This is a genomic window from Orrella sp. JC864, assembly GCF_037026685.1.
GTDB lineage: Bacteria > Pseudomonadota > Gammaproteobacteria > Burkholderiales > Burkholderiaceae_B > Orrella.
In genome coordinates this window covers 99956-117334 of sequence record NZ_JBANET010000010.1, presented here as the reverse complement: position 1 = coordinate 117334, position 17379 = coordinate 99956, and the positions used below count along the sequence as shown (strand labels likewise).

21 protein-coding genes are annotated in these 17379 nt (G+C 66.9%); 3 read left to right on the top strand and 18 right to left on the bottom strand.

Annotated features, from left to right (window positions below; all coding sequences use genetic code 11):
* Nucleotides 1-24: 24 nt before the first annotated feature.
* The 18 genes from V8Z80_RS11435 to pilL2 all read right to left on the bottom strand — a co-directional run bounded on the left by V8Z80_RS11435 (nucleotide 25) and on the right by pilL2 (nucleotide 15295).
* On the bottom strand, nucleotides 25-519 hold the full coding sequence (locus V8Z80_RS11435) for a JAB domain-containing protein (protein WP_003116804.1): 495 nt from the start codon (nucleotides 517-519) through the stop codon (nucleotides 25-27).
* A gap of 175 nt (nucleotides 520-694) precedes the next feature.
* Nucleotides 695-1459 carry a DsbA family protein gene (locus V8Z80_RS11430; RefSeq protein ID WP_003116805.1) on the bottom strand — a complete coding sequence of 255 codons (765 nt, stop codon included), beginning with the start codon at nucleotides 1457-1459 and terminating at the stop codon, nucleotides 695-697.
* Between the two features lie 13 nt (nucleotides 1460-1472).
* A complete protein-coding gene (locus tag V8Z80_RS11425) occupies nucleotides 1473-4367 on the bottom strand; it encodes a conjugative transfer ATPase (protein WP_034022491.1) in 2895 nt (964 codons plus the stop codon).
* Nucleotides 4367-4816, bottom strand: coding sequence for a TIGR03751 family conjugal transfer lipoprotein (locus tag V8Z80_RS11420; protein WP_003116807.1), 450 nt, complete (start codon nucleotides 4814-4816; stop codon nucleotides 4367-4369). The genes V8Z80_RS11425 and V8Z80_RS11420 overlap by 1 nt, the downstream gene beginning before the upstream one ends.
* Complete coding sequence (locus V8Z80_RS11415; protein WP_336062057.1) at nucleotides 4797-6215, bottom strand: TIGR03752 family integrating conjugative element protein; 1419 nt, start codon at nucleotides 6213-6215, stop codon at nucleotides 4797-4799. The genes V8Z80_RS11420 and V8Z80_RS11415 overlap by 20 nt, the downstream gene beginning before the upstream one ends.
* Nucleotides 6205-7116, bottom strand: a complete 912-nt coding sequence (locus tag V8Z80_RS11410) for a TIGR03749 family integrating conjugative element protein (protein WP_003116809.1) — start codon at nucleotides 7114-7116, stop codon at nucleotides 6205-6207. Before V8Z80_RS11410 ends, V8Z80_RS11415 begins: the two co-directional genes overlap by 11 nt.
* Nucleotides 7113-7805: a PFL_4703 family integrating conjugative element protein gene (locus V8Z80_RS11405; protein ID WP_003116810.1), complete on the bottom strand. Its 693-nt coding sequence runs from the start codon at nucleotides 7803-7805 to the stop codon at nucleotides 7113-7115. The genes V8Z80_RS11410 and V8Z80_RS11405 overlap by 4 nt, the downstream gene beginning before the upstream one ends.
* Entirely contained in the window at nucleotides 7802-8200 is a 399-nt protein-coding gene (locus V8Z80_RS11400) for a TIGR03750 family conjugal transfer protein (RefSeq protein ID WP_003050133.1), read from the bottom strand. Before V8Z80_RS11400 ends, V8Z80_RS11405 begins: the two co-directional genes overlap by 4 nt.
* Nucleotides 8201-8211: 11 nt before the next feature.
* Complete coding sequence (locus V8Z80_RS11395) at nucleotides 8212-8571, bottom strand: TIGR03745 family integrating conjugative element membrane protein (protein WP_003090173.1); 360 nt, start codon at nucleotides 8569-8571, stop codon at nucleotides 8212-8214.
* Between the two features lie 16 nt (nucleotides 8572-8587).
* Nucleotides 8588-8821 carry a TIGR03758 family integrating conjugative element protein gene (locus V8Z80_RS11390; RefSeq protein ID WP_003050225.1) on the bottom strand — a complete coding sequence of 78 codons (234 nt, stop codon included), beginning with the start codon at nucleotides 8819-8821 and terminating at the stop codon, nucleotides 8588-8590.
* Nucleotides 8818-9201, bottom strand: a complete 384-nt coding sequence (locus V8Z80_RS11385) for an integrative conjugative element protein, RAQPRD family (RefSeq protein WP_013391806.1) — start codon at nucleotides 9199-9201, stop codon at nucleotides 8818-8820. Before V8Z80_RS11385 ends, V8Z80_RS11390 begins: the two co-directional genes overlap by 4 nt.
* Before the next feature lie 98 nt (nucleotides 9202-9299).
* Complete coding sequence (locus V8Z80_RS11380; protein WP_336062056.1) at nucleotides 9300-10049, bottom strand: TIGR03747 family integrating conjugative element membrane protein; 750 nt, start codon at nucleotides 10047-10049, stop codon at nucleotides 9300-9302.
* Nucleotides 10046-12235, bottom strand: coding sequence for a type IV conjugative transfer system coupling protein TraD (gene traD, locus V8Z80_RS11375; protein WP_336062055.1), 2190 nt, complete (start codon nucleotides 12233-12235; stop codon nucleotides 10046-10048). Before traD ends, V8Z80_RS11380 begins: the two co-directional genes overlap by 4 nt.
* A gap of 4 nt (nucleotides 12236-12239) precedes the next feature.
* Nucleotides 12240-12779: an integrating conjugative element protein gene (locus V8Z80_RS11370; RefSeq protein ID WP_013391803.1), complete on the bottom strand. Its 540-nt coding sequence runs from the start codon at nucleotides 12777-12779 to the stop codon at nucleotides 12240-12242.
* Nucleotides 12776-13366 (bottom strand): transglycosylase SLT domain-containing protein, encoded by a 591-nt coding sequence (locus V8Z80_RS11365; protein WP_013391802.1) that lies wholly within the window; start codon nucleotides 13364-13366, stop codon nucleotides 12776-12778. The genes V8Z80_RS11370 and V8Z80_RS11365 overlap by 4 nt, the downstream gene beginning before the upstream one ends.
* The gene (locus V8Z80_RS11360) at nucleotides 13348-14073 is read right to left on the bottom strand and encodes a TIGR03759 family integrating conjugative element protein (RefSeq protein ID WP_013391801.1); all 726 of its coding nucleotides are present in this window, start codon (nucleotides 14071-14073) and stop codon (nucleotides 13348-13350) included. Before V8Z80_RS11360 ends, V8Z80_RS11365 begins: the two co-directional genes overlap by 19 nt.
* Before the next feature lie 14 nt (nucleotides 14074-14087).
* Nucleotides 14088-14732 carry a hypothetical protein gene (locus V8Z80_RS11355; RefSeq protein ID WP_336062054.1) on the bottom strand — a complete coding sequence of 215 codons (645 nt, stop codon included), beginning with the start codon at nucleotides 14730-14732 and terminating at the stop codon, nucleotides 14088-14090.
* Nucleotides 14729-15295 (bottom strand): PFGI-1 class ICE element type IV pilus protein PilL2, encoded by a 567-nt coding sequence (gene pilL2 / locus V8Z80_RS11350; RefSeq protein WP_013391799.1) that lies wholly within the window; start codon nucleotides 15293-15295, stop codon nucleotides 14729-14731. Before pilL2 ends, V8Z80_RS11355 begins: the two co-directional genes overlap by 4 nt.
* Nucleotides 15296-15463: 168 nt before the next feature.
* On the opposite strand from pilL2, the gene V8Z80_RS11345 reads away from it, so the two are divergent.
* The 3 genes from V8Z80_RS11345 to arsB are packed head-to-tail and all read left to right on the top strand — an operon-like array spanning nucleotide 15464 to nucleotide 17368.
* Nucleotides 15464-15784 carry an ArsR/SmtB family transcription factor gene (locus V8Z80_RS11345; RefSeq protein WP_016445103.1) on the top strand — a complete coding sequence of 107 codons (321 nt, stop codon included), beginning with the start codon at nucleotides 15464-15466 and terminating at the stop codon, nucleotides 15782-15784.
* Between the two features lie 2 nt (nucleotides 15785-15786).
* A complete protein-coding gene (locus tag V8Z80_RS11340) occupies nucleotides 15787-16281 on the top strand; it encodes an arsenate reductase ArsC (protein WP_013391797.1) in 495 nt (164 codons plus the stop codon).
* 10 nt (nucleotides 16282-16291) lie between these two features.
* Entirely contained in the window at nucleotides 16292-17368 is a 1077-nt protein-coding gene (gene arsB, locus V8Z80_RS11335) for an ACR3 family arsenite efflux transporter (RefSeq protein ID WP_013391796.1), read from the top strand.
* The last annotated feature ends 11 nt before the right edge of the window (nucleotides 17369-17379 follow it).

The following is a 17379-nucleotide window of genomic DNA, read 5'->3' as shown; positions in this document are numbered from 1 at the left end:
CTGATCAACGAAGCAGTGCAACCTTTACAGCAGGCCGGACTCCGCAAAGGAGAACGGGGCACCCTGGCCGACGATGATGTGGTCCAGTACCCGCACATCGATGAGCGCCAGCGCGACCTGCAGTTGCTGGGTCAGCATGCGATCCGCGCTCGACGGTTCGGAGATGCCCGAGGGGTGCTGGTGGCTGAAGACCACCGCGGCGGCATTCAACTCCAGCACACGCTGCGCGACGACACGCGGATAGACCGATGTCGAGTTGATCGTGCCCCTGAACAACGGCTCGTAGGCCAGCACCTGGTGCATGCTGTCCAGGAACACAGCGGCGAATATCTCATTGGGCTCAGCGACCAGTTTCAGACGCAGGTAGTCCCGCACAGCGGCCGGTCGGCTGAGGCACGGTCCAGCTTTGAAGATCCGTCTCTCCAGCAGCACGATGGCTTGCTGGATGATCCAGTCCTCGTGTTGGGTAGCGATGGCGGAAAGCGACTCCAGGTAGGAGTCATTGACGACGAAAGACATGGCGAACCTCCAGACGGTGAGATCGGAGGGCGCGCACCCTGGGAGGGCAAGCCCTCCTGGGGAACGAACAAGGTGCATCCATCACCGCGGTAGCGGTGATCGTTCGCGGCCAGGACGCGAGGCGAACGGGTTGCGGTCAGCGCAGCGGACTGCGCCGTAGCCTTGAAGACCGGGGCTACCTGGGCATGTCGCCGACGACGTCGGCAGGCATTTCCGATGTGGGTGTGGTGGCGGGATCGCCGGCGGCGAGCATGTCCATGGCTGACAGCAAGGCATCGCCCTCGATCGGACCCTGCAGCAGGATCGCCTTGCCGCTTTCGCGATCGTGCAGCCGCAGCGACGGCGTGGCGGTCACGCCGCTGTTCGTGGCTTCCGCAGTTTGGGTACGAATCGCCGCGTCGGGCCGCTCGCTCGCGATGCACTGCTCGATGGCTGGCGTCAGGTCGGGGTAGCGCAGGTCCTCGGGCAAGCCCTGGCCGTCGCTGCGCGTGTGGGCATATACCCACTCGACGGCTTGCCAGAAGGTGGCATGCCCGCCGGCTTCGCCGGCGCATTCCGCCAGACGCGCTTCGGCAGAAGCGGCCGGTTCATGTGCGGCCAACGGCAGGTGGTGCCATTGCAAGGCCACGTCGGCATTGCCGGCCACCCAACGTTTGAGCACAGGGAAATAGGACCGGCAGAACGGGCATTCGAGGTCCGCGTACAGCGTCAGTGTGAAACGACCTTCCGGATTGCCCATCTGCCACGGAGGCCCTGCCACCTGTGTCTCGCTGACTGGCGCCGAAGTCTGAGGTGTGGACCCGCCTGGCGAACGGGACACGAGCCAGATCAGCAGCAGCGCAACCAGCACTGCAGCCAACGCCCACGGCCAGCGGGTCCCCCAGCGCCGACGGCGGAACGCCTGCACCTGCATCGGGATGGAAGGATGTTTGTGTTCCATGGCGTTCTCCGGCTTACGACAGTTCCAAGGCGGGCGACTCGATGCCGCGTGCCTGGTCGATCTTCTCGGCCACCTTGAAGGCGGCTTCCAGCTCGGTGCAGCCGTATTGCTGCATGAGCTGGTAGCGCTCGGCCTTCTCCTCGGGTTCGGTCTGCGCAAGCGCGAGGTAAAGGCTCGGCGGCACCGCGCGGAACAACACTTCCATCGACTTCGACAGGATCACGCCCTCGGTGAATTTCCCCCCCTCCTTGCGCGCAGAAAGCATCAGCGCTTTCTGCGCTGGTGAGAGTTCACGGAAGCGTGCAATCTTCTCGACCTCATCGGGCGGCATCGACAGGCAGATCCACCACTCAATCATGTTGAGCATGGGCTCTGCGGCACGCGGCAGGTCGTCGATGTTCTGGGTCGCCAGCCAGAACCAGGCGCCCAATTTGCGCCACATCTTGGTAATTTTCACGACGTAGGGCGCGAGCAACGGGTTCTTCGTGATGATGTGGCCTTCGTCGGTCACATTGATGATCGGACGACCCAGGTACTGGTCGCGCTCGGCGATGTTGTTCACCGTGCTGATCAGGCTGATGTAGGCGATGGAGAGCTGCGCGTTGTAGCCCTCGCGGGCATAGGTCGCCAGATCCACCAGCGTGATGTCGGCCTCGGGCCACGGCGTGCCATCGCGGTCGAACATCTCGCCATCGGTGCCTTGGCAGAACATGTCCATCGCGTCCGCCATCTCCAGCAGCCGCATGCGCCGCATCTCGGGAAGCGTCGAGTCCTGACCGCGGGCGCGCAGCGCGTTGCGCACGTCGCGAGTGAGCACCGTGCGCTTCTCAGCCACGCAGTGTTCGGCGGCGTCGAGGATGCACTGGCGGATCAGCGAACGGTCGGCCCGCGTCATCCGGGCTTCCTCCTTGTCCTCGCCGCCGGTGATCATCAGCCGTGCCGTGATCTCCAACTCGCCCAACACGTCACGCTGTTCGTCTGCCTCCATGACCGAGGCATCCGGTGGCAGGTCTTCGTCCAACGCATCGGCATCGAGCGTCTGCACGTCGCTGGGTGTTTCGATCAGCCGGCGGGCATCCGCGAACGGTGCCAGGCTGATGCCCGATCCGGGGGCCAGCTTGACCCGGTTCACCGTCAGGCCCAGGCGCCTGGCGAAGCCGCTGAACAGCCCGAAGCTGTTGCCGGCTTCCACGATGAAGAGGCGCGGCCGGTAGATGGCCGTGACCTGGTTCAGCAGGTTGTTGAGCGTGGCGCTCTTGCCCGAGCCGGTGGGGCCGAACAGGAATAGATGGGCATTCATCTGCCTGTCTAAGCGGTTCAGCGGATCAAACGTGATCGGCCCGCCACCGCGGTTGAAGAACGTGTTGCCCGGATGGCCCGTACCCTGGCTGCGACCCCACGCCGGCGAGAGATTCGCCACATGCTGGGCGAACATCAGTTGGGTGAACCAGTTTCGCCGATCCTGCGCGGGGTTGTAGCAGCACGGTAGCCAGCGCAGATAGCTGTTGAGCGGCGCGACTTCATCGTCCTCGCGAACGGGCTGCAACCCCGCGTTGAGCATCACGTTGGCGAGGTCCAGACCGCGCCGGTCAAGCTCGGCTTCGTCGCGTCCGCGCAGATAGAAGGCCAGCGTGCCGCGGTAGAGTTTGTGCGCGCTGCCGATGAGCGAGCGCGCCTCCTGCACGTCCTTGAGCGTCTGCTCCGATGCCAGTGTTTCGCCGACTGCCTTCTTCGCCAGGTGGTTCAGGTGCGATTCGAGAATGTCCTGGGGCGTCGCCACCATGGTCAGACACATCGTCGTGTCCTCGGGCATCTGATCGAACAGCGTGTTGATCGCATCGCCCTTGCGGGTTTCGCCAGTCAGGTGTCCCGTTCCGGGCGGCATGCGCAGCCGGTCAGTGACCAACACACGGTGCGGTATGCCGTCGAAGTGCCAGGTGCCATGCTCCACGTCCGAGCGTGGCTGGCTGAAGAAAAGCCGCTGGCTAAAATCCCGCCCGCTCGCCAGTTCGATCTCGCCAGCCTCGGTGTCGGCGGGGTAGCGCGCGAACGCATAGAAGCGCTCCCGGTCCTCGACCCCAGGCCCGAGCAGCGTCGGACGCGGGTTGAACCAGCGCAGCAGCCAGTCATGGACGTCTGCCGCACCCAGGCGGCGAGCCTGGATGCCGGCGTTCGCCAGCCCGCCGCACAGGCGGTCGCAGACGATGTTCAGCATCTGCTCGGGTGTCTGGCCCCGGCGGTTTGCCTGGCCCTGTCCTTGTCCGGTCACGCGGCGATAGACGACCATGCGCACACGCCTCGTCTGGCCGCGCCAGCGCAAGCGTGTGACCACCGTGTCCTGGAACAAGCCACCGGGCTTGGCCACCGCGCGCAGATGGTGGGCAAAGAACCGCAGGTAGAACTCCGTGAACACCGTGCCACGGGCGCGCGGCTGCACGTAGTCGCGCAACGTCTGCATGTACTGGTCGAAGCTCGGTTCGTCCTGGGCGTAGAGCTGCAACACCCAGGGGTTCTCGTCCAGTTCATCGAAGCTGTCCTGGAGCGCGTTTTCTAAGGCGTCGCGGGCGTGCGCGAGCCAGCCGGGTTCCCGGCCCTCGGTCCCCAGCGGCACCAGCTCGAAGAAGGCGGCCACCGATTGGCCGTCCTCCAGGAGCATCGATTTCGACTCGGGCAAGAACTCCACCCAGGGCAGCAGTTCCACGAAGGACGGTGCGACGTCGTACAGCGCCTGCTCGTCGGCCTCCGTCGCCGGCTTGCGGCCCCGGACTGCCGAGCCGGGTTCGGGGATGCCGACCTGCCGCAAGGCCTCGACGTGGCGCTGCCAGCCGTCCGGCTGCTCATCATCACCAGCGCCGGATGCGGCCAGCTTCGGCGCGGCCGGCTTAGGCCAGGGAAGTTTCCACCGCATCAGTAGGCCTCCACGCGCTCGCCTGGCATGGCGTACTGGATGCGCTGGTTGAGCGGGAAGACCGTCGTGTAGCCCGGCACCGGCACGGGGTCCGTGCCCGCCAGGTGCGGATACACGTACATGACGAGATCGGGATTGGGCAGACGCTGGAACTGGCGGTGGACCTCATTGCGCGCGGTGCGCGTGTAGCGCATCTGCTCGACGGGTGCGACCTGCACGTCGGCGTCGGTCAGGGGCCGACGCAGGCTCTGGCGCGCATCGAGCAGCTGGCGGCCGGCGTTCCGTCCGGCTGCGCCACCGCCGTCGCCGGCCTCCTGCTGCCAGATGTCCATCATCGTGCGGTCACCGTGGGTCAGCAGCTTTTCCTTGCTGGTGGCGCAGCCGCCAAGCACCGCGACGGCGAGGGCCAGTGCCAGGCCACGGGCCAGGTTAGTCAAGTTCGAGTGCATGGCTTTCTCCTGCGCGGTGATCGACCTTGCGGCCTTCGGGATCGAAGTCGATGGCGAGCGGCTTTTCGAGGTGGACGGCAACCTTGGCGCCGGGCTGGACATAGACGGCGGCGAACGCCTGGCCGTACAACTTGTTGACCCAGGCCGACATGTCCCGCACGCCGCCCGCCAGAATCTGGCCGACCGCTTCCTGGCCGGTGATGCCCACGGTGCCGATGGAGCCGTCCGAGCCGACATAGGACATGCGGCCGCTGTCGCTCTCGATGAGTGAGGCCACACCGGCGCCGGCCGCGGTGATCCGGGCCTGCGAGCCGAGGTATTGCTGGGCGTTGCTGCGCCGCTCGCCGCTGACGCAAGGAATGCCGTGGGGATCGCTGATCCAGCCCAAGCCATCGCGCTGTTGGTTGTTCTGCTGGTTGCCCTCGCGGTCTTCGGGGATCGTGCGAATCGTGCCGTCGTGGAAGACGAACGTGATGCTGCGCACCTGGCCGCGCACGCACGAGAGCGTCCAGTCGCCCGAAGCGGTGCCGCTGAACACGGCGCCGGCCACGTCGGGAATGTCGATGCCATTGGCGGTCAGGTTGTCCGGCCCGACCAGAACTTTGAACGGATAGGGATCGTTGACCGTGCCGTCGATCGGCACGCGGCCGATCAGCGCTGTCATGGCGACCGAACCCATGAGCGTGGAGTTGGTCGGCACGGTGTAGACCGGCTTGGCACTCTTGACCCCGGCGGCGCGGGCGCCCGCGTTGGCCACGGTTTCCGCAGTGGTTTCGAGCGTGCTCTGCGCCGGGCCGAAGCTCGTGGGGAAGCTCATGCCGCCGCTCGCGCCACGCCCCCCGTTGCGCCCCTCGGCGGGCTTTGCGTCGTCCGGCTCGACCCACCGCACGCCGCCCTCCATGCCTGCCTCGTCGCCGCCCTGCAGCCCCAGGCCCACGGGCAGGTCCGCATGGCCGCCGCCGCGCCCGCCGATGCTGTCCAGACGCCGCTGCAGGTCGGCGAGCAGCCCTTCGGTCTGCTGGCGCGCGCTGGCCGCCTGCTCTTGGTCGCGGCGCAGGTTGGACCGCTCGGATTCGAGCGCCGAGTTGATGCGCTGGTCGATGGAGTTCTCGCGCTGGCGCAGTCGCTGGTTCTCTTCACGCTGCGACTTGTTGTCCGAGAGCGCGGTCTGAAGCTCGGTGCGCAACTGCTTCACTTGGGCAACGAGCGTCGCCACGGTGTCGCGCGGGGTGTCGCCTTCGATGCCCAGCGCCTTCATTTCATCGGGCGTGAGCTGGGCGCCGTTGTCCGCCGCGGGTGGCGCCGTGCTGCCTCCACCCGAGAACAGCCGGATACCGACGAACAGCACCAGGATGGCAACAGGGATCATCAGCCACTTGAGCAGGCCGTTACTGCGCATGGCGGGCCTCCTTGGTGTTCTCGTCGCCGTCCGGCTGCGGCAGATGCACGGCCGGGTCGAAGCGGTGAATCGCCGGCAGCAGCGACTGCGCGAGACCGCGGCCGCGCGTGACCAGGTACAGGACGGTCGTGTCCTCGGGCGTGCCGCGCGGGCCCAGCGCCTCGTGCTGGAAGGTGGCGGTGAGGAAATCGCCTTGCAGCACGCGCGGGTCGAGCGTGATCCAGCCGCCGCTGCCGTTGGTTAGGCGCACGGCAGTGACCCACTGGTCCTCCAGGCGCCACGACGCGAGTGCGACCGCGCGCACGGGCAGCGTTGGCATCAGTGTGTCCAGGTCGAGGTCGCGGGGCAGGTTGACCCGCATGACGCCCGGAAGCGGCTCGACGGTGCGCAGCGGTGCGTAGAGGTTCTGCGCGGCGAAGCGCGTCAGCACGACAGGGACCGGAGTTTCGCGCCGCGCGGTCCGCGCACCTGCTTGGCCCTGGGCGCGTGCCGGGGCCTCGGCACTGTCGGCCTGCTCGCCATAGCGTCCCGGTGCGCTGTCACCCTCGACGATGCGCACCGGCTCCAGCTCGGCTTCCCCGTCCTTGGGTGGTTCGGCTGCGATGTCCAGCAGGATCAGCGCGCCCGTGTCGGCGTCCTGCAGTTGCAACCGCGTGGGCTCGATCGGCTCGCTGGCGCGCAGGTACACCGCGCCCCCCGCACTCTGCACGCGCAGGCGTTCGCCCACGCCCGCGGGCACGCCCACGCGCACGTTGCGGTCGATGAACACGATGCGTTCCTGACCGACCTTCAGCGGCACTGCCAGTGGCATGCGTTCCCAGCGCAGGATTTCCACTGCATGGGCGACGGGTGCCGCGGCCACGGCCAGTAGCCCCAGCAGCGCGAGTACAGGGTGCTTCATGGGGTGTTTCCTCCTTGAGGCGCTTGCGGAGACAGGCCACTCGGCGCCGGGCGCGTCGGCTCCGGTGCACTGATGCGCTGGGGCGCGCCGTCGTAGCAGTCCAGCGCCAGGCCGAACGGGTTACGGGCGGGATCGACGTCCACCCGCGTGACCTTGATCGGATAGCGCACCAGGGCGCGCTTGACCTGCTCGGCGCCGTAGTACTCGTCCGCCGTGATGTCCAGCGTCACCACCCAGTCGCGATCGGACACGGTGCGCACGCGCGCCGTGGGGTCGTCGCCATAGCCGCGGCCGGGAATCTCGTAGATGCCGCGCACGCGCTGACGCAGCTCGCCCGTGGAGCGGCGGTAGTCATAGTCCGCCCGCAGGAAGGCCTGGCAGGACGGGGTGAGGTACGGCGAGAGCGTGTGGAGGTTGCGCGAGTAGTCTTCCTCGCCATTGGTTGGCCAGCGGTTCAGCGTCTGGAACACGTAGAACGTGAACGCATAGACCGATTCGGGCGGCACTTCCCACCACTTGCGGGTACTGCCAGAGCGCAGGTCGGGCGGGACGTGGATGGTCAGGTCGCGCGGCGCGCTCCACCAGCCGCCGCCCATGACCAGGGCGACGACGACCAGCGCGCCCGCGGCCAGCCGCAAGGTCTTGATGTGCGCCTGCAGGTGGGTGATCTCGTTTTTGAAGCGGCTCATCGCATGCTCCTGCGGGTGGACCAGAAGCCCGAGCGCGAGATCAGCACATGGCCACCCACCCAGCCGGCCATCAGCGGATGGCGCGTGGCGATGCGCCATTGCAGTTGCCGATACAGCCAGGTGTCGGGACGCCCACGCTTGAGGCGGCGCAGGATGCCGCCGCCGATGAAGACGCCGAGCGCCACGCCCAGGACGACGAAGGTCGGCGCCAGCGCGATCGTGCGGAACACCCAGGACAGCGGCGCGCCGACCAGCAGGCCGGCGGCACCGGACAGGCCGCAGCAAATCCAGAGTTCGTCAGCGGTGAGGCCGCGCACCACAACGGGATGGCGGTTGAGCCGGTGCGGAAGGAAGGTGACCGTTCCGTCCGCACGGACGTGCTGCTGCTCGGACATACCGGCCTCGCTTACAGGATGCCGGTGGCTTCGGTGAGCAGCCAGATGCCGATCACAAGCAGCACGGCGCCGATAGCGACCGTGAGGCCGAACTGGCCCCACGTCTTGCGGCCGGTGTGGATCTCCGCGTAGGTCCCGTAGGCGTGGTAGCAGACGCCGATGAACATCGACGCCACCACCAGCAGGGCCACGAGCATGATGATGTCGTAGCCGTAGTTGCGGATCGTCTCCATGATGCCGTTGCCGGTGCCGCGCGTGGGGTTCTCCAATTGCGGCAGACCTTGCGCGAACGACAGCGCCGGCAGCGCGGCGGCGCCCAGGGCCACGGCGGCGCGCTGGGCAAAACGGGAAGTGAGGTTGCGGTTGTGCATGGTCGGGCCTTTCAGGTCAGGACAGAAGGAAGAAACTCAGGACGAGGTACATCGCGACGAAGCGGATGCAGACGCCGAGGAACTGGCGCTGGTTGAGGCGGCTCTCGGACCACCCCACGTAGGCCGTTCGGATGGCCCAGACGCCCCACACGAGCAGGACCGCGAACACGACGCCGACCAGAACGGTCGCCATCGCGGAAGGCGCGATACCGCTGTTGGCTTGAAATGCCGAGACCTGGGCGCCGTTCATTGCTTGCCCTCCGCAGTCGTCGCCGGCAGCGGCTCGGTCGCCCGTTCGGTGCGGTATTCGCCGGCCAGTTCGGAGGGGGCGCGCGGTTGAGCGCGCGATGGCGTCAGGTGAAATTGGATGCCGGCGCGCACGCGCGCCAAGTCAGCCTGGAGCCGCGGGTAATCGAAGTGGTAGCGCTCGCCCGGTGTGATGGGGGTATGCGCGGCGCTGTCCGCGACGGTGCGTTCCAGCGCGTCGAGCTGGCGCAGCGCGGCGACCAACTCCTGGCGCTGCGCCGGGGACTCGGCCAAGGCCATCGGGGACCGGCCCAGCACGAGGGCCGTCACGAGAAAAGTGGGCACGCCGCGATGCGCGGCGCGCAGCCAGATCGAAGCCAACATCGCGCCATTCCTGTGTGATCAGCAATGGGTTGATCGTGGAGATCAGGGCTGTTTCAGGCCGCAAACAATAGGAACCCGGAAGCGACCGGATTGATGGCCTAGAGGTACTTTTTGAAGCTGCCCGCGGTCAGGCTCACGGCCAGTCCCAGCAAGGCTGCGCTGGGCAGCAGGATCAGCAGCGGATGCACCGAGATCGGCAGCGCGAGGTAGGTGATCCAGGGCAGCACGGCCAGCGGCATCAGGCTCGCTTTCGCGCGGTGGTAGATGAAGCCGGATTCCCGGCCCGCGCCGAACCGCCGCACGTCCCGCCGCACCAGGCCGTCGATCAGGCCGACGAATGCCGCAGTGAGGATCAGCGGCAGCGTGAGCACCAGGACCAGCAGGCGCACGAGGAACGTGAGCGTCGTGAAGGCCGCGGCGATCAGGTAGCTCTCGGCCCAGACATAGGCCTGGCTGATGTAATAGCGGAAGTTGCGCGTCGGCTCGCGGCTGGGCGCACGGGCGCGCTCGGCGGTCTGGCTCATGCGCTCCAGCAACCCCGAGCGCACGAACACCCACCCGTACCCGGTATCCACCAGCTCGTGCGCCGTGCGCCCGGGCTCCTGCACCACCACGCTGCGCGTGAAGTGGTTCGACAGGTGCCCGAGTTCGTACTGCAGCATCTGCTGGGAGTGGCGCCAGCCCTGGTCCTTCCAGAACAGGTGCATGCCGACGCACTCCACCACGATCGATAACAGCAGCGAACCGATCAGCACCCCGAGCAGCCTGAACGGCAAGGTGATGGTGCCGACGATCAGCCCCTGGCGCTGGTTCTGCTCCCGCTGCGCGGTCGAGGCGGCATCCTTCATGGTGCGGCCTCGCCGGTGCTGTCGTCGGCGCCGGTGGCCACCGCGTCAGGCTCGGCCGGAGCGGCGTCATCCAGCAGGTCGTCGGGCAAGGCAGCCTCCTGCAAGGCTGGGGAACTGGTGAACTCCCACCATTGCGTGGCCTCGCTGTAGCTCTGACGCATGTACCCAGCCAGTTGCTGCAAGTCCGCCGGCATCACTTCATCGGGGTCAGGCGCTGGCAGTGGCATCCGGACCTTCCAGAGCTGACCACCCTGCAGCAGCGCGAAGCATTGGCCTTTGGGCAGGCCGACGACGTGGGATGGCTCGATCATCGGCACGCTCGACATGCTGATGCGGTCTTGCGTGTTGCTGGTGAAGTCCGTCGTCCCGCGGATGTCCGAGGCATCGGTCGCGCCGGAGACGATGGTGGTGGTATAGACCTCCACCTTGGGCAATTGACGGGTCAACAATTCCGCGGTGGCGGTTTCCCGAACCCGCAGCATGAACAGGTTGTTGAAGTTGCCGATCACCTGGCCGGCCTTCGCGCGGTTGCCGATGCGGGCCTCGATGTCCGAGATCGTCTGCGTATACGCGGTCACCTGCAGCCCGGCACCGCCGCCCTTGTTGATAAGGGGGATGAACTCGTCGCCCATCAGTTCGTTGAACTCGTCGGCATGGACGTTGATGGGAATGCGCGTGCCAGCCGAGGCACCCGGCAGGCCGTCGTCGATCCCGTGCTTGTAGATGTGCCCGGCTACCGACACCAGGTCGGAGAACATGGAGTTGCCGACCGCCGCGGCGACTTCAGCATCCGACAGCGCATCCAGGCCGACATAGACCACGGCGCGCTTCCTGATGACTTGCATCCAGTCGAAGATCGGGCGCGCGTCAGACAGGTCGGAGTAATTCGGCGCCAGGAGTTGGGCGATCTTGCCGCTGGTGAGCTTTTCCAGCAGCGGCAGCAGCGATGCAACGATCTTGTCGAAGTAGGTCTTGTCGTAGCGCACCGCCGAGCGCAGGCCATCGAGCACAGGGTCGTAGTTGCGCGCCTGGGAGAGGTATTGCTCCAGCGCCACCACACGCTTCTCGCGCCCGATCATGTTCCTTGGGATGTTCTTCTCGTTGAGCTTGGCCTCGATCTGGACGATCACCTCCCAGGTCTTGGGCTCGGTCTTGGCGAAGTAGTGTTGGGCGTACTCCATGAACAGCGCGTCGATGTTGATTACGTGCCGCTGGATCAGCATGTAGTCCGGGCGCTGCCCCAGTTCCACCAATGCGCGCGCAATGATGTTGACGAAGCGCCATGCGAACTCGCGGAACGCTGCACTGTTGCCCTCGCCGGAGAGTTGCCCGGCAATGCGCGTGGCGACTTCACTGATGCGTCCGAAGCGCCCCACCGCGTTGTAGCGTGCAGAGAACTCGGGCCAGCCGAGGTGAAAGACGTAGAACTCGCCCTCGCGACCCGCTCGCTTGGCTTCGACGTACATGCGTTTCAAGAGATCCGCGTCGCCCTTGGGGTCGATGACGATCACGACCTCATGCTCACCGTCTGCATTCGTGCGACGGATGTCCTGGGTGACGAACAACTCGGCCAGCCGCGTCTTCCCCACGCGCGTGGTGCCCAGCACCAGCGAATGGCCGACGCGCTCACCCAGTGGCAGGCTGACGTCGACCTCGTCGGGTTCGATGCCGTGCAATCGCGGCAGGCCGCCTACCGGTGGCAGTGGCCGCACGGGGTTGAATGACACATCCCAGCCCGTGAGCCGTACGAGGCGAGACAGTGGAAACGGTGCGAACTCCAGCCGCTCCTCCAGGCGTCGCGCCAGCCGGTATGCCGGTGTTGGCTCGACGTAGCGGCGAAATTCCGGCCGGTACGTCTGCATCAGCCTGTGGGTGTGCTTCTGTTCCCACAGGAAACCGCGCCCCACGAACAGGCGCTGCTGGCTGACCGGCACGTCCCTGCTCGTCATCACGTAGCGCGGCAGGCGCCGGATGTTGCGGCGGTAGCGCAGGATCACCCGCGCATCGCGGTAGCGGATCGCGCCATAGGCGCCGAACGCCAGTGCGGCACCGACGCCCATGGCTGGGCTCAGCGCGAGCGACCACGGGGCCACCAGGGACAGAAACGCGGCGCCCGCACATGCCGCGACGGTGTATAGCTCCACCGCTGGGCGCAACAGGACTTCGACGGGCTGTTTCCCCGACATGGCCTCATTGCTCGATGCCGGTCGCCGTGATCAGCGCCGGGTAGTGCCGCAGGCCCAGGCGTTCGGCCAGATCATCGCCGGCCACGGGGGCCATCGGCACGCCAGGCGCCAGTGCGCGCAACCGCGCCAAAGCCTGCGCGGTCTCGACATTGACCACCAGGCCGACCGCGCCGCGGTCGTGCAGCGACGCCGCGTGACGGCGCAGCCAGGCTTGCGAGGTCTCATCGTCGCCGATGACCACGAAAGGCCGCAGGCCCGGTGCCTCGATCACGCGCCGCGCGACGAAGCCGGGCATCAGCTTCGCGCTGCGTACCGGCAGCATCGCTGCCTCGTCAGCGGGGGTGGCGGGAATCTGCGGCGTCGGAATGGGAGGCCGCAACGCGCTGTTGGCGCGTGGCTGCAGGTTAAGCGCTTCGTAGTACGGCAGCGCCGACGCGCCGCCGCGGTCCTCGACCACGATCAGCGGTTCGGCGGCATGCGCGACCAACGGCAGCGCCGCCAGCAGCGCGAGCAGGCCCCGCAGGGTCCAGAGCGGTTTCGTCATGGGGTCGACTCCTGACGCACGGCTCGCGCCGTGGCGATTGAGTGCGTGCCCTGCACGCGGGCGAGGTGTCGGGATACGCTGCGTCGATAGCGGGCGGCAGGCTCACCGCCCGCGGGCCGGTGGTAGCGGCCCATGGCCAGCAGCCAGTCTTCACCGGGGGTGTACTGCTCCTTGAGGATCTCGGCGGCGCTGGCGAGATTGCGGTACGGGTCCAACAAGTCGCAGGCATGGGTGTAGCGGTGCGGGTGGTAGCCCAGGTTGATCTGGCCCAGGCCCGCGTCGATGCGCGTGGGTGGCGTAGATCGCATCGCCTGCTGCAAACCGGCGCAGGCATCGGCACGGGTGGCGAAGCGCCGCGACTGGCCGGCGACATTCAGGGTCCACGGCCATGGGACGATGCGTCCATTGCGTCGCATGCCGCTCTCCTGCAAGGCCACGGCGTAGAGCACCGTCGAGGGAATGCCCGCGCGCTGTGCGGCAAGCTGGTAGGCCGGTGGCGGAACCTCCTGGGCATGGGCGGCGCAGGCGAACAGGCCCGCAGTGAGCGCCAGTGCGCGCAGCAGCGCCGTTACGGCTGGCGTTGCCATTGGCCGTTCACTTCGCGCACAACCGCAGGCAAATCGCCGGGCAGGCTCAGCGACAGCCAGCGGCCGCCGTCGTGGTTGAGCGTGATGCCGCCGCTGCGCACCCGGGCCGGGTCGATCTGGGCGCGCTTGGCCCAGTCGCGGATGCGCGCATCGTCCTGGCGGCTGCCGACCATGTAAAGGTCGAACTCGGCACCCGAGGATTGCAGGCGTTGGACGAGTTGCCCGCAAGCCGCGCAGCCGTCCTTGATGAACACTGCCGTGCGACCGCTGCCCCGCGCAGCGGCGGCGCCTGGCCTCTCGTCAGACAGGTTCACCCGCTGCATGCCGGGGTTCAGGCGCTGCCAGGCCTCGTCGTAGGCGCGCTGGTACGCGAGCAGCTTCTCCACGCGGCGCGCTTCGACTTGCACCTGCAGCTCTGCGTAGCGCCGCCGTTCTTCGTCGGTGCGCGCCTCGATGCCCAGGGCGGACAGCGGGTCCAGATTTGGCGAGTAGATGCCCAGCGGCCCATCCATCAAGTCGCGATAGCGCGCCCATTCCTGCGGTTGCAGGCCCCATTCGCCTGCCACCCGGTCGTCCAGGATGCGGGCGGCCAGCGGGCGCTCCTGGCTCTGCGCATTGCGGGCGGGGGTCGTGGCGGGCTGCTGCGCCCAGGCGGGCAACTGCATGGAGCCCAGCAGGAACGCGTACAGGATGATCGACGGCTTCATGTGGTGGGCTCCGGTCAAGGAATCGCCACGCGACGGGTCTGGTCGTCGGCCTGGAACACCGCGGCATTGCCCTCGATCGCCTGCAGGCGCCACGGACCCAGCGCATCACCCGGCAGCAGCACCTGGAGCTGATCGGGCGTGAAATCTCCGGCACTCGGGGCGACGGACACGCTGCGCTGACCCGCGCGCAGCTCAGCGCCGACGACACGAAATGGCAGCGGCGGCGGTTCGGACTTGGCGGTGGCCGGTTGGCTCGGGGTGCGCCGCTGGGTAGGCGCCGCTGCACGCGCAGTCGCTTGGCGCACCTTGATCTGCTCGACTTCGGTACGCAGCGCCTGAACGTCCTCGGCGGTGGCATAGCCACCCAGCGCCTGTTCGGCTTGAACGATGCGCGCCTCCATTGCCTGCCGAGCGTCTTGCAGGCCTGCGGCGGTGGCGGCTGCGGGCTGCTGCTGCAAGGCCCGCGTGGTCTCGGCCAGCCCGGTCACCTGGGCTTCGAGGCGCTGCAACCGGACATCGAGCTGCTGCTGGTCGGCCTGATCGGTCATCGTCTGGTGGCCCAGGATCGCGAAGACACTGAGACCCAGCAGCCAAAGCCAGAGCAGGCTTTGCAACACCACGGCGGCGGTCGGGCGCCGGAGCGGCTGTGCCGCGTTCATGGCTGGCCTCCCGCAAAGGGGAACGTCTGCACGGCCTCGGCAGCAGGCGGCTCGGACACCGGCTCGGCACCGGTGTCGCGACCAGGCCGCTCGAAGCAGACCTGCCGCGTCCGGTCATCGGCGTGCAGTTCCCAAGCCGGACCGGCCAGGGTGAGCAGTGCATCGCGCAAGGTCATGGGGCCGAGATGCAAGTGCGCCGCCGGCAGCGGCAGCGCGTACAGCTCGATCACCGCATGCGGGGTCTCGCAAAGCTGGTAGCCGCTGCGTTTGAGCACATGCCGCAGCCCGTCGCCGACCGTGGCGCGGACCTCCTCGGGCATGGACACGTCGATGGTCTGCACCAGCAGATCGCGCTGCGCCGCCATCGGCGCCAGCTCCACCAGGGTGTAGCGGCCATAGCGCACGACGGGAATGAACTCGGGCGGTGCAGCCTCGGGCGCGGGTGGGACGTCCTCGACGGTGCTGGCGGCCAGCGGCGGTGGCGTGGTCGCGCAGCCGCTGGCCAAGGCTGCGGCCAGGAGGCTGGTACCGACCAGACACCGGGATACATGGATTGCAGGCATGGCATCGGCTCTTCTGTTGCGATGCCGATACCTTGGCTGCGCGCGGCTGCGCGGTCAGTCAGAAATGCGAACTGGGGGGTGCCCGCTTTTGCAGTCCAACACATAGCGCAACCCGCAAATCCAACTGTGGTTTGCACATTAATTCTATAAATGTTGTATTATCGAATCATGAAAGAGGATCAAGCCATTTCCGCCTTAAACGCCCTGGCTCACACCCAGCGCCTGCGCGTGTTCCGCGCCTTGGTCGTTGCTGGCCCGGGCGGACTGACGCCGAGCACGCTAGCTGACCAGCTCGACGTGGCCCGCAACACCTTGTCCTTCCACTTGAAGGAACTGGCCCATGCTGGCCTCGTCAGCATCGAGCAGCAGGGCCGCAACCTGATTTATCGCGCCGAGTACGGCCGCATGGACGGTCTGATCGGTTACCTGACCGAGCATTGCTGCCAAGGTGGCGTATGCGAGGTTTCTCCATCCAAGACCTGCTGCTGACCATGACCGATACCACTTACAACGCCTTGTTCATCTGTACGGGCAATTCGGCCCGCTCCATCCTCGCCGAAGGCATCCTCAACGACATGGGCCAAGGGCGGTTTCACGCCTGGTCGGCAGGTAGCCATCCGAAAGGCGAAGTTCACCCGCTGGCACTCGCCACGCTGGAGCGGCTGCACCTTCCGACAACGGGCTACCGCAGCAAGAGCTGGGACGAGTTCGTGAAGCCCGATGCGCCGGTGTTCGATTTCATCTTCACCGTCTGCGACAACGCAGCCGGCGAGGCGTGTCCGCTGTGGCCGGGCAAGCCGGTGTCGGCGCATTGGGGCGTGCCTGACCCGGCAGCCGTGGAAGGCACCCTGGAACGACAAAGCAAGGCGTTCTTCGATACCGCCATGACGCTGCGCCGACGTATCGAGTTGTTCCTGTCGCTTCCGATCAAGAGTCTCGATGCCATGTCGTTGCAGCGTGAACTGCGCGACATCGGCCGCCAGTGAGGCCCGCCCGATGAGCGCAACCGATACTGCCGGCCCCGCGCCAGCAAACTCCGCCATGAGCGGCTTTGAGCGTTACCTGACGCTATGGGTGGCGGTGTGCATCATCGCGGGGATCGCTCTGGGCCAGTTCGCGCCCGCCGCATTCCAGGCCATCGGCCGCATGGAGATTGCCAAGGTCAACCTGCCGGTCGGCCTGCTGATCTGGGTAATGATCATCCCCATGCTGCTGAAGGTGGACTTCGCCGCGCTTGGCCAGGTGCGCCAGCATTGGCGGGGCATGGGGGTCACGCTGTTCATCAATTGGGCCGTCAAGCCGTTCTCAATGGCGTTGCTGGCGTGGATCTTCATCCGCCACGTCTTTGCCGACTGGCTGCCCGCCGATCAGCTCGACAGCTATATCGCCGGCCTGATCCTGCTGGCTGCTGCACCGTGTACCGCAATGGTTTTCGTTTGGAGTCGGCTGACTGGCGGTGATCCGGTATTTACGCTGTCGCAAGTGGCCTTGAACGACACCATCATGGTGTTCGCCTTCGCACCCATCGTCGGCCTGCTGCTGGGCCTGTCGTCGATCACGGTGCCGTGGGACACCTTGCTGGTGTCGGTGGGTTTGTACATCGTCATTCCGGTCATCCTGGCCCAGCTCTGGCGCCGGGCGCTGCTGCGCAAGGGGCAGGCCGTGTTCGACAGGGCACTGGAACGCATCGGCCCATTGTCCATCGCCGCGCTGTTGCTGACGCTGGTGCTGCTGTTCGCCTTCCAGGGCGAGGCCATCATCCGGCAGCCGCTGGTGATCGCCATGCTGGCGGTGCCGATCCTGATCCAGGTGTTCTTCAATTCCGGTCTGGCGTACTGGCTCAACCGCCAGGTGGGCGAAAAGCACTGCGTCGCTGGGCCATCCGCGTTGATTGGTGCCAGCAACTTCTTCGAGCTGGCCGTGGCCGCCGCCATCAGCCTGTTCGGCTTCCATTCCGGCGCAGCACTCGCAACAGTGGTCGGCGTGCTCATCGAGGTGCCGGTCATGCTGCTGGTGGTGCGCGTGGTCAATCGCTCACGCGGCTGGTACGAACGCCGCGCGACCACTTCGTAACCTCCAAGAGG